We start from the raw sequence: 11,581 nt of genomic DNA on the forward strand, positions 1-11,581 counted from the left end.
ACAAGAAGTCTTCAAAGAGAAATGATGTAAACTCAAAGATCAGACTTTCGCCTTGGCAGATGCAATGTTTAAATCCGCTACGGCTTTTTGAAATTAACAGACAAAGCCAATGAAGCAGGATAGTGATCTCCGTAATAACTTGAAGTCGATTAGGACTCGCTTAGGCATGAGCCAACAAGATTTGGCTAACATCGCTAGTGTTACTCGTCAGACTATTAGTGGTGTAGAGTCGGGACAATATGCTCCCTCAGTTGCCATAACACTTCGTTTGGCCAAAGCGCTTGGCTGTCAAGTTGAGGATCTATTCTGGTTAGAGCGGGATTTACCTAAAATTGAAGCCGTTCTTGCCAAGCCTGTTCCCTATGGTCAGCCGCTACGAGTCAGTCTGGCTCGCGTAGGAGGACAATGGATAGCTTATCCCTTGATTGGCAAGGATGCTTTTCGCCAAGATATGATTCCGGCTGATGGTGAAGCAGTTATTGGGGTTCCCGCAAGATATCTGGAGGGTCAGGATAAGAGCCGGATAGGTACAGATAAAGTTCAAGTCCGGCTTCTAGACGATAATCTCGATACCCTTCACAACACAATTGTGATTGCGGGCTGTGCGCCTGTGATTTCATTATGGGCGAGAGCAACTGAACGTTGGCATCCCCAACTGCGAGTCCAATTTAACTTTGCCAACAGCATGGCTGCATTATATAGTCTACGCCAAGGTGAAGCGCACATTGCCGGGATGCACTTGTATGATCCTGAGACTGGTGAGTATAACACTCCCTTTGTTCGAAATGTTCTGGCTGGGAGGGAAGCAGTTCTGATTACCCTTGGTGTCTGGGAGGAGGGACTTTTAGTGAAGTCTGGTAACCCAAGGGGAATCAGAACAGTTAGCGACTTGCTACAAGGGGGAGCGACTATTGTCAACCGCGAAATAGGTTCCGGTAGTCGTATGCTTTTGGAACAAACACTGCAAGAGCAGCAGATACCGTTTCATACTGTTCAAGGCTTTGACCATATTGTCAAAAATCACCAAGATGTTGCCCAAGCTGTAGGATTAGGGGTTGCTGATGCAGGTATCAGTACGGCATCTATAGCTACCGCCTTTGGGCTAGGATTTATCCCTTTACATCAATCAAGATACGATTTAGTGATTCTCAAAGAATATCTAGAAGAAGCACCAGTACAGCAGTTGCTTAGTACCTTGGGACATCGGCTGGTTCACTCACAATTTGAAATTCTCGGCGGTTACGATATCAGTAAAATTGGAGAAGTTGTAGCGACTGTTTAGAGTGGATTGCAATGCTTGGTTGGTTGTGTGGTTAAAGGAAAACTTGGCGTAAATTTAAATTCTCGTTGCAACCACTCTTTAGGTATGAGCAACCTTCAGGAGATTACAACAACTAATAATGCTGAATAAACGAGATATAGAGTTTTGTCAATTCGTAATACTCACCTGCGGTGAGAAGTAAGCTACGTAATGACGCTCGGTCCGACGCTCGATTACTCGCTCTAAGCGAACGCAAGAGCGTCTCGTAGAGAAGCCATGCCGCAGGCTTTACGCTGCGCTAAGGTAATTAAGAAATTCGGATTTAATCTGGGTTTCCAGCTTGGAATCTGTAGCTTTCTTTTTTCCAATTGGTATAGCAACCGCCAGAAAAATCATTTGAGTAAGCAGATGGTAATACTTGCAATGTTCTTTGAGTGATGTCTTATCGCTCTAGCCGTTAGTCATAAAAAAACAATGACTAATGGCCAACGAAAACTGACCAAAACTTGAATATGTTCTGGATTCGGACTCTTTTTGCTGTAGAACGAGCACCTCCAATGACGTTCTACACATGGTAACTGCTGTAACTTAACAGCACAATCGCCTCATAAACTGACAGACCCACCAAAAAAACAATTACAGGATTAATCTCATGTCCGACGAAAAAATTAGACAGATTGCTTTCTACGGTAAAGGTGGTATCGGTAAATCTACCACTTCCCAAAATACCCTTGCTGCTATGGCAGAAGTGGGTAAGCGGATTTTGATTGTGGGATGCGACCCGAAAGCTGACTCTACCCGTTTGATTCTGCACTGTAAAGCTCAAACCACCGTGTTGCACCTCGCTGCTGAACGAGGTGCTGTGGAAGATATCGAACTTGAAGAAGTAGTTATCAATGGTTTTCGAGATATCAAATGCGTGGAATCTGGTGGTCCTGAACCTGGTGTAGGTTGCGCCGGTCGCGGTATCATCACCGCCATCAACTTCCTTGAAGAAAACGGCGCTTACTCAGATGTAGATTTCGTATCCTACGACGTGTTGGGCGACGTTGTGTGCGGTGGTTTCGCCATGCCAATTCGTGAAGGTAAAGCCCAAGAAATCTACATCGTTACCTCTGGTGAAATGATGGCGATGTTTGCTGCTAATAACATCTCTCGCGGTGTTCTCAAGTACGCCCATACTGGTGGCGTGCGCTTGGGAGGTCTAATTTGTAATAGTCGTAATACCGATAGAGAAGACGAACTGATTAGCACATTGGCGGCCAGATTGAGTACTCAGATGATTCACTTTGTTCCCCGCGACAACATCGTGCAACACGCAGAATTGCGCCGGATGACTGTCAACGAGTACGCACCCGATAGCAATCAAGCTAATCAATATCGGACATTAGCAGACAAGATTATCAACAATACAAATCTTGCCGTTCCCACACCTATTGAGATGGATGAGCTAGAAGATTTGTTGATTGAATTTGGTATTCTCGAAAGCGAAGAAAATGCTGCAAAACTGATAGGTGCTGCTAACGCTCAAGCAGATGGTGAGAAGAAGCTAGAAGATGCTGAAGGCGAAGCACTAGAAGCACTGAAAAAAGGCAACGTAGAGATTGTTGCTGGTAGTTAGAAGAAGTAAGGTTCTCGTTCAGAATCAGGTACTAAATACAGAGTAAATATTAGGTGGGCTATTCTTGCCCACTTTCTCACCAATCGTTTAAAATGGAGGTAATCGAATAGCTAATCTTAACTTTTGTGTGTTTGAGCTTCATCGTACTAACACTAATACACTAACACGTACAGGGCAAGATTAATACTTTAATAGTCTAGTTCGTGTTTTTGTTTTCTCCTTCTCTAACCTAGTTGATGTTGATGTTTTAGGGGATGGGAAATTCTCTTTCTCATTCCCTTTTATTTCATGCTTTAGATACACAGTAAATAAATAAAAATCCTATAAAAGCCTTTGGGAATTCAGTTAACACCTAATAACTTCTACCTATTGTCACCAAACAAATGAATCCCACCCCAGGAAAAATCAACGATTCACTCAGTGACTCAAATTCTGAAGATGCTCCTCAGCAGCAGATACAAAAGAAAAAAAAGTCTTCCACACAATTACCCCAACCTGGAACGACTCAAGGCAGTTGCGCTTTTGATAGTGCAATGATTACCCTTATACCAATCACTGATGCTGCTCATGTAGTCCACGGGCCAAGTGGCTGTGCTTCTAGTATTTGGGGAAGTTACAGTAGTCTTTCCTCTGGTTCGATGCTATACAAAATACGCTTTAGCAGTGATATCGATGAGAACGATATCATCTTCGGTGGAGCCAAAAAGCTGTACAAAGGCATTTTAGAATTACAAAGACGCTACAAACCTGCGGCGGTATTTGTTTACTCCACTTGTATCACCGCTCTGATTGGGGATGACATCGAGGGAGTTTGCAAAGATGCCACCGAGAAAACAGGAATACCCACTATCCCTGTACATTGCCCTGGATTCATTGGAAACCAAAATTTGGGCAACCGTGTTGCTGGTGAAGCAATGCTTTCACATGTTATTGGAACAGCTGAACCAGATACTAGTACACCCTATGACATTAACATAATTGGTGAATACAACATTGCAGGTGCAATATGGAATATTCTACCGTTATTGGAGAAATTAGGTATTCGAGTTTTGGCAAAAATTACAGGTGATGCTGTCTACAAAGAAGTTTGCTATGCCCATCGTGCCAAGCTTAACGTGCTCCTTTTTTCCAGAGCACTAATCAACATGGCAAAGAGCATGGAGAAACAATATGGCATTCCTTATATTGAAGAGTCTATTTATGGTATTGAGCAAATTAATCAGTGCCTAAGGAACATTGCCGCAAAGTTGGGTAATCCTGATTTGCAAGAACGTACAGAAAAACTAATTGCAGAAGAAACTGCTGCTTTAGAAGAGAAGCTCGCTCTTTATATCACCCAATTGCAAGGTAAGCGCATTATCCTTTCTATTGGAAGTTTCAAGAGTTGGTTGATTATCTTTGCGGCTAAGAAATTGGGGATGGAAGTTATTGCTATTCTTACTAAGAATAATATTGAGGAGGATAGAACTAGAGTTAAAAGTTTACTGGGTCAGGAAGGGATAATTCTAGAACAAAATAGTTCTCAAGAAATCCTCCAGATAATTAACGAAAATCAAGCTGATATGTTAATTGCTGATAAACGCCATCAAGATATCTCTCTCACAGCTAGGATTCCATTCCTAGACATTAATCAAGAACGCAACCATCCCTATGCAGGCTACATAGGAATTTTAGAGGTGACACAAGAACTGTATGCCGCTTTTTACAACCCTGTGTGGGAGCAAGTATGCCAGCCAGCCCCGTGGTCAGAGGATGAGGAAGCAGGAAATTCTCTAGAGGAGGACGTTTGATGGCGATTATTAGCGTTACGAGTACATCAGTTGCAGTTAATCCCCTGAAGCAAAGCCAAACTGTAGGTGCAGTTTTAGCCTTTTTGGGGTTGAAGGGAATGATGCCTTTATTACACGGTTCTCAAGGCTGTACTGCTTTGACTAAGGCAGTATTAGTACAGCATTTGCGTCAGGCGATTCCCCTTTCCAGTACAGCAATGACAGAAGTTGCAACCATTTTGGGTGGTGAGGAAAGAGTAGAACAAGCAATCTTGACTTTGGTGCAGAGATCCAAACCAGAAATTATCGGTCTTTGTAGCACTGGACTCGTGGAAACCAGAGGAGATGACATGGGACGCTTTGTTAAAGAGATTCGCTACCGTCACCCAGAACTAGATTATTTACCAATTGTGCTTGTCTCTACACCAGATTTTAAAGGTACATTACAGGATGGCTTTGCTGGTGCAGTTGAGAGTATAGTCAGGGAAATCCCCCAAAAAAGCTCCAAGCAAGACGCTTGTCCTACACAAATCACTATTTTAGCGAGTTCTGCCTTCACACCAGGAGATGTAAAGGAAATCAAAGAGATTGTCACTTCCTTTAAACTCGTACCTATTGTTGTACCTGACCTTTCTGGCTCATTAGATGGTCATATAGAAGATTCCTCTAGTGCCATCACAGCTAATGGCACAAATGCAGCACAGTTGCGCTCAATTGGCAGTTCTGTATTCACTTTGGCATTAGGTGAGAGTATGCGGGGTGGGGCGCAAATTTTGGATAAAAGATTCAATATACCTTACGAGGTATTTGGTGAACTAACGGGACTAACAGCAGTAGATAAATTCCTGCAAGCATTGGCAGATATCAGTGGTGTTAGTATACCTGAAAAATACCGCCGTCAACGCCGTCAGTTACAACATGTGATGTTAGAGAATCACTTTTACTTTGGTTGCAAGCGAGTTTCTCTAGCGCTGGAACCAGATTTACTTTGGTCAACAGTTTCTTTCATGCGATCGCTTGGAGTTCAGATTCACGCAGCAGTGACAACAACACGCTTTCCTCTGCTGGAAAAACTTCCGATTAAGAGCATCACCATCGGCGATTTGGAGGACTTTGAGCAACTGGCGGTTGGGTCTGATTTGCTAATTACCAACTCTCATGGAGTGGCGATCGCTCAACGCTTAAAAATTCCTCTCTATCGTCAAGGGATTCCCATTTTTGACCGCTTAGATCATGGTCAGCTCACCAAGGTTGGCTATCGAGGTACCATGCAACTTTTATTTGATATTGGCAACCTGTTTTTAGAGCAAGAAACAAAGGTTAAGCATTAAACAGAGCTAACTTTAACTGTTCATCACAATATTACCAATAATATTGGTAATATGTAACACAAGATACAATCTTGCAGATCAACTTCAGCTTTGATAGTTACTATCAAACCGTATACTTCATCTGTGAATATACCAACCGATGCCAGTAACTAGGCACTAGCTTTTGCGTTGACTCAAATTAAGTCTTCTACTGTTGATGAATCCAGCACAGCTAAAAAAAACAACTGCTAAAACGAGTCGTGTTTCAAGAAAGCTTCGCCACCGTTTTGATTTCACACAATCTGCGATTGCACCATCTTTGCTTACCTGGTTCGAGGTTATTGGCTACACAGTTTTGTTAGAGCCAGATATTGCTTTGGGTAAGCATCAGATAGGGCGCAGCAGTTATAGTGATGTGGTTTTGTATCAGCGCCTTTGTAGTGCTTTGCAGAAAATTAACCCCACAAAATCTGATGAGGCGATCGCTGCTGCTATCCATCAGGTTAGTTACACAGAGAGTTCCGACTTGCCGAAAAATAACCGTCGCTTTCACAAATTTTTAACCAATGGTGTGGAAGTTGAATACCTGTATAACGAAGAAATAGTTCATGACAAAGTGTGGCTCATTGATCCGTCAGATATACTGAACAATGATTGGCTAGCTATTCATCCCTTAACTGTAGTTGAGGGGAGTCATGCTCACTGTCCTGATGTAGTCGTCTTTATCAACGGTTTACCCTTAGCGGTTATTGTCTCAATTCAGCCAAGTGATGAACAGGCCACTTTCAAAAAAGGTTATCAGCAAATTCAGACCTACTGTCAACAAATACCAAAGCTATTTGACTACAACACATTCCTAGTTATTACTTATGGAAATCGGGCCCGAATTGGTACATTAACCTCGGACTGGGAGGAGTTTTTACCCTGGCACACGATTGATGGTGAAGACTTTCCTGCCAAAAGCGCAACTGAACTAGAGGTGCTAATTCAAGGCATTTTTGATAAACGGCGTTTTTTCGAGTTGGTCAAGCACTTCGTGGTGTTTGAATCAAACGAAATCATTATTACTAAAAAGCTGCTTCGCCGACCTTTTTGTACAATCCCAAATTCTTACAAAACATCTAACTATTAAGGAGTACCAGAATATGGAAATTAGCGCTCGCAATACATTAAAAGGAACTGTTAAAGCAGTTCAAACTGGAGCTATTAATAGTGAAGTTACACTAGAAATTGCACCAGGTATAGAGATAACTGCAATCATCACTAAGGAGTCTGTAGATAATCTTCAGCTTCAGCCAGGAAAACAAGCACAAGCAATTATCAAAGCATCAGATGTGATAATTGGTGTATAAAACAAAGCGTTAATAATTGAACATGTATATAGCAATACTATCTGATTTGTGAAAATTCTTGGTGTCCAGATCCCCAACTTCCTAAAAGTTGTCAGGGATCTAACTTTTCACGAATGATTTAGAATTGCTATAGTATTGACTTAATATTTGCAGTTACTCAAAATATTGAGTTAATACAACGCTTAACAGTTCAAACCTAATTCTTCTGCTTAATTGTTTATTACATACTTATAAATTTTCTCCACGACTTACTTATACCGAATGGGTTATGCTTGCAAGCTGCGGTTTCTTAGCTGTATTGGAAGCGATCGCTTTATCTATTCTTCAGAAGGTAGAAGTACGTTCGCGTAGCGTCTCCGACAGGAGAAAGCAGCTATGCTGAAAGAAATTCACGTTTAAAAATATGGGATTGATCTTAGACGGTTTATATCTTGGGGTACTTGACGTGACGCTCGTTTGCTCTTGGTATCTCCCAAAGGGAGATGACTTGCTCTAAACGTATTCCTACGGGGAAGCAAGCTACGCATAGCGTCTCTAAGAGTTGCCATGCCGCAGGCTTTACGCTGCGCTATCGATACAATTTCTTTTTTAAACTGGGCATTAACCCAAAGCTCAGAACTAAAGTTTCTATTAATGCTTCTTTCCTTCAGCATAGCTGCCCTCTGCCTTTTTTTGGAAATTGCGGTGTTTAAAATGTTCGCTTCAATAACTTAAAATGTAGTACTGATTCCACGTAGCTTAGTACAGCATTTCATTAATTTGTAGCGAATTAAATTTAGCAATATTCTGCAACACCAATGCGTCGGCTTACATTGTTAATGTGTTTGCTTACATTATTAATGCGTTGGCTTACATTGTTAATGTGTTTGCTTACATTATTAATGCGTTGGCTTGCTTTGTTAATGCGTTCCTATACAATGCCAATGTATTCCCTTAGAATGTTAATGCGTTCTTCTGCATTAAAAACGCTGCGTTTTTACGCAAAACTGTACTAATAGTAGAAAGGGAACAGTTAATAAGTATAATTTCCCATTTATCCTGTTCATGCAACAACGCCCTTTCAATTTACAACATCATCTCGCTTTAAAGTAGCGATCAATTCTCTCATAAACTCAACAAAAACGCGAACTTTAGCCGAGAGATAGCGTTTTTGCGGATACAATACTGCGATCGGTAATCCGACTTGGGTCGCGTAGGCTTGGAGAATTGGTTGGAGGTCTCCACGGGCAATCGCCTTTGCTGCAACAAATTTGGGCAATTGCACCACACCGGCTCCTTGAATGACTGCCTCTAAAATAACTTCTGAATTATCGAATCTCAGATAACTGTCAACGCCAGGGTCAATCGATTTTCCATCTTGTTCAAACTTCCAGTTAGCTTCTCGCCGAGTCTGTGGATAGATAAAGTTGACACAGCGATGCTGCGATAGTTCTGTGGGCGTTGTAGGCGTACCATACTGGGCGAGATACTGCGGCGAGGCACAAGTGATGTAGTGTGCAGTTGCCAGGTGGTGCATGATTAAACTGCTATCGCTGCTGATTCCAATCCGCACAGTCGCATCAACGCCTTCCTCAATCAGATCGATTAGGCGATCGTTAAAAGAAACATTCAGATTTAGCTGAGGATATTGTGCGGCAAATTGCAGCAGAGGCTGGGCGATATGCATCTTGCCAAAGACAAAGCTCAGATCGAGTCGCAATGTTCCGATTGGCGTGGATTGCGATTGTTTGACTTCGAGTTCGGCTTCTTCCAAATCGTTGAGAATTTGCTGAGAGCGTTGATAAAATCGGTTGCCATCTTCGGTCAGCATCAAACTGCGAGTCGTCCGCTGGAGTAAGCGCACTCCCAATTCATCTTCTAAGCGCAATACAGCCCGACTCACGGCTGACGGAGCCATGCCTAATTGTCGGGCTGCCTCGGAAAAGCTGCCATATTGAGCGGAGCGCATAAAAATCATCAGGCTTTTCAGCTTGTCCATTGACGCAACCACATTTTTGAATTTTTTGCATAACTGTTTTGAATTTTAACTACTTTCCCTATTTTTCGGTATAAGGTACTGTTTAGACAAGATGAAATTTCTGATACGCAAACAGTATCGAAAAAACAAGCATGACACAGCAAATAAACTCAGAACGAATCATCTTAGTCACTGGAGCTACGGGCAATCAAGGTGGCGCAGTAGCGCGTCATCTTTTGCAGCACGGAAATTTCAAGGTACGTGCCTTTGTGCGCGACCCAAACAAGCCTGCTGCTCAAGCACTCCAACAAGCGGGGGCAGAACTGGTAGTAGGAGAGTTTAGCGATCGCGCTTCACTTGAAGGCGCTCTGCAAGGTGCCTATGGCGTTTTTTCGATGCAGAATTTCCAAGATGGAATGGAAACTGAAATCCGTCAGGGTAAAGCGGTCGCAGACGCAGCTTCATCGGCGAGTATCCAGCATTTCGTCTACAGTTCGGTAGGTAGCGCCGAACGCAAAACTGGCATTCCACATTTTGACAGCAAGTTTCAAGTTGAAGAATACATCCGAGCGATCGAGTTACCCTACACGATAATGCGTCCGGTTTTCTTCTTTTACAATTACAAGGCGATGCGCCCGATGGTTGAAAACGGAACGCTTTCCCAGCCGCTCAGTCCCAAGACGAAATTGCAGCAACTTTCCGAAGAAGATTATGGGGAGATGGTCGCTGAAGTTTTCAAGCGCCCCGCAGATTTCTTGAACCGCGAACAGGAAGTCGCAAGTGTAGATATGACAATGACGGAAATCGCAGCCGCATTCAGCAGCGTTTTCGGAAAAAACGTCGAATACCAACAAATTCCGTTTGAAGCGTTTGAGCAGCAAGCCGGAGAGGAAGTGACCATCATGTATCGCTGGTTTGAGAACGTCGGTTACGCAGCGGATTTGGCGCAGTTGAAACGCGATTTTCCTGAACCGACCGACTTGGAATCCTATTTGCGCGATCGCGACTGGGCATAACCAACCTTCTTCGCGTCCGCTGTTGAGTCAAACGGTATATGTAGTGATTTAGAGTCAAACAATAGATTGTTCACTCACAGAAAATCAGGTGTGAAATGAAATTAAACGGAAAAATTGCAGTTGTTACCGGGGCAAGTCGAGGCATCGGGAAAGCGATCGCAACCCGACTGGCAAGCGAAGGGGCGATCGTCGCCATCAATTATCGCGAAGATGCCAAGCCTGCTGAAGCACTGGTCTCTGAACTAAACAGCAAGGGTTTCAAAGCTGAAGCGTTTCGTGCCGACGTTAGCAAACCGACAGAATGCCATACTCTTTTGGACGATGTCGCTAAGACTTTCGGACGAGTGGATATCCTGGTGAGCAACGCTGGTATCGAGCATTTCGGAAAGCTAGAGGAGATCACCGCGCAAGATTTCGAGCGTGTGTTCAGTGTGAATGTTGCCGGACAACTGTTTGTTACGCAGGCTGCCTCTCGCTACCTTCCGTCTGGTGGACGGATTGTGCTGACTTCCTCTGTCAGTGCCCAGATTTCGATCTTCCATCACACGCTATATGCCGCAAGCAAAGCTGCCGTTTCGGCGATGGTACTTAACTTGGCTCCCGAATTGGGAGAGCGGGGGATTACTATCAACGCCATTGCACCAGGTGGCACAGCAACGGATATGGCAAAAGAAAATGGGAAGCTTTACACACATCCGGCTCTACAGAATGTATCGCTCGAGGCTTTGCTCAAGAGCAAGGCGTCACTACAGCGCTTGGCTCAACCAGAAGAAATCGCCGCAGCTGTAACATTTCTAGTCTCCGATGATGCTTCTTATGTCACCGGCAGCACGCTTGCTGTTGACGGTGGAAGGCTCTAAAGCTGGTTCATCCAAGCGCAGAAGATGGGTTCTTGCTCAGTTTTTGTGACGTAACTCCAATCAATAATTAAGCACAAAATTTTTGTTGGTTAATAACAATCCAGGAGAGAATTGTGCAAATTGTTGCTGAGGCAATGCAGACCCACTGCCATCTGCGTCAAAGAACAATGCACCTGTAAACCTGTTATAGATAATACGCTCTTCGCTAGTGGTTGCAGATGTTCCCAAAGTAAATTGACTTGTCAGAAGTGGGTGTGATGGCTCACCGTTTGAAAAAACAGATACCTCAATCAGGTCATTAGTGGGGTTGAAGTCATAAAGATTATCAACACCTCCGCCATATGGATTATCTAAAACAAAAGTATCACTACCTCTCCCACCTGTGAGGGTGTCATTTCCATAGCTCCCGGAGAGGGTATCGTTGCCATTGCCCCC

The 11,581-nt window shown here is 43.4% G+C and carries 9 protein-coding genes and 1 pseudogene; 8 read left to right on the top strand and 2 right to left on the bottom strand.

Annotation, left to right across the window (positions count from 1 at the left end; genetic code table 11):
- Nucleotides 1–109: 109 nt before the first annotated feature.
- The 6 genes from Q0541_RS24480 (at nucleotide 110) to Q0541_RS24505 (ending at nucleotide 7,313) form a co-directional block, all read left to right on the top strand.
- Entirely contained in the window at nucleotides 110–1,282 is a 1,173-nt protein-coding gene (locus Q0541_RS24480) for a substrate-binding domain-containing protein (protein ID WP_298916778.1), read from the top strand.
- Nucleotides 1,283–1,913: 631 nt separating this feature from the next.
- Nucleotides 1,914–2,882, top strand: coding sequence for a nitrogenase iron protein (nifH, locus tag Q0541_RS24485; RefSeq protein WP_298916780.1), 969 nt, complete (start codon nucleotides 1,914–1,916; stop codon nucleotides 2,880–2,882).
- A 383-nt stretch (nucleotides 2,883–3,265) separates the two neighbouring features.
- On the top strand, nucleotides 3,266–4,672 hold the full coding sequence (gene nifE / locus Q0541_RS24490) for a nitrogenase iron-molybdenum cofactor biosynthesis protein NifE (RefSeq protein ID WP_298916782.1): 1,407 nt from the start codon (nucleotides 3,266–3,268) through the stop codon (nucleotides 4,670–4,672).
- Complete coding sequence (nifN, locus tag Q0541_RS24495) at nucleotides 4,672–5,982, top strand: nitrogenase iron-molybdenum cofactor biosynthesis protein NifN (protein ID WP_298916784.1); 1,311 nt, start codon at nucleotides 4,672–4,674, stop codon at nucleotides 5,980–5,982. The genes nifE and nifN overlap by 1 nt, the downstream gene beginning before the upstream one ends.
- A gap of 196 nt (nucleotides 5,983–6,178) precedes the next feature.
- Complete coding sequence (locus Q0541_RS24500) at nucleotides 6,179–7,093, top strand: type I restriction endonuclease (protein ID WP_298916787.1); 915 nt, start codon at nucleotides 6,179–6,181, stop codon at nucleotides 7,091–7,093.
- Between the two features lie 13 nt (nucleotides 7,094–7,106).
- Nucleotides 7,107–7,313 carry a molybdopterin-binding protein gene (locus Q0541_RS24505; RefSeq protein WP_298916789.1) on the top strand — a complete coding sequence of 69 codons (207 nt, stop codon included), beginning with the start codon at nucleotides 7,107–7,109 and terminating at the stop codon, nucleotides 7,311–7,313.
- A 1,060-nt stretch (nucleotides 7,314–8,373) separates the two neighbouring features.
- Here Q0541_RS24505 and Q0541_RS24510 read toward each other — a convergent pair.
- A complete protein-coding gene (locus Q0541_RS24510; RefSeq protein WP_298916790.1) occupies nucleotides 8,374–9,291 on the bottom strand; it encodes a LysR family transcriptional regulator in 918 nt (305 codons plus the stop codon).
- A gap of 131 nt (nucleotides 9,292–9,422) precedes the next feature.
- On the opposite strand from Q0541_RS24510, the gene Q0541_RS24515 reads away from it, so the two are divergent.
- Nucleotides 9,423–10,286 carry an NmrA/HSCARG family protein gene (locus Q0541_RS24515; protein WP_298916791.1) on the top strand — a complete coding sequence of 288 codons (864 nt, stop codon included), beginning with the start codon at nucleotides 9,423–9,425 and terminating at the stop codon, nucleotides 10,284–10,286.
- 95 nt (nucleotides 10,287–10,381) lie between these two features.
- Complete coding sequence (locus Q0541_RS24520) at nucleotides 10,382–11,146, top strand: glucose 1-dehydrogenase (RefSeq protein WP_298916793.1); 765 nt, start codon at nucleotides 10,382–10,384, stop codon at nucleotides 11,144–11,146.
- 60 nt (nucleotides 11,147–11,206) lie between these two features.
- Here the strand turns inward: Q0541_RS24520 and Q0541_RS24525 are convergent.
- Nucleotides 11,207–11,581 (bottom strand): annotated as a pseudogene (locus tag Q0541_RS24525) (calcium-binding protein); the annotation flags it as partial.

It is taken from the genome of uncultured Nostoc sp. (assembly GCF_937863485.1).
GTDB lineage: Bacteria > Cyanobacteriota > Cyanobacteriia > Cyanobacteriales > Nostocaceae > Nostoc.

What these genes read in the sequence shown, in the direction of transcription:
- Q0541_RS24510 (WP_298916790.1), bottom strand. Translation starts at nt 9,291, where the DNA reads ATGGACAAGCTGAAAAGCCTGATGATTTTTATGCGCTCCGCTCAATAT.
- Q0541_RS24500 (WP_298916787.1), top strand. Translation starts at nt 6,179, where the DNA reads ATGAATCCAGCACAGCTAAAAAAAACAACTGCTAAAACGAGTCGTGTT.
- Q0541_RS24505 (WP_298916789.1), top strand. Translation starts at nt 7,107, where the DNA reads ATGGAAATTAGCGCTCGCAATACATTAAAAGGAACTGTTAAAGCAGTT.
- Q0541_RS24480 (WP_298916778.1), top strand. Translation starts at nt 110, where the DNA reads ATGAAGCAGGATAGTGATCTCCGTAATAACTTGAAGTCGATTAGGACT.
- nifE (WP_298916782.1), top strand. Translation starts at nt 3,266, where the DNA reads ATGAATCCCACCCCAGGAAAAATCAACGATTCACTCAGTGACTCAAAT.
- nifN (WP_298916784.1), top strand. Translation starts at nt 4,672, where the DNA reads ATGGCGATTATTAGCGTTACGAGTACATCAGTTGCAGTTAATCCCCTG.
- Q0541_RS24520 (WP_298916793.1), top strand. Translation starts at nt 10,382, where the DNA reads ATGAAATTAAACGGAAAAATTGCAGTTGTTACCGGGGCAAGTCGAGGC.
- nifH (WP_298916780.1), top strand. Translation starts at nt 1,914, where the DNA reads ATGTCCGACGAAAAAATTAGACAGATTGCTTTCTACGGTAAAGGTGGT.
- Q0541_RS24515 (WP_298916791.1), top strand. Translation starts at nt 9,423, where the DNA reads ATGACACAGCAAATAAACTCAGAACGAATCATCTTAGTCACTGGAGCT.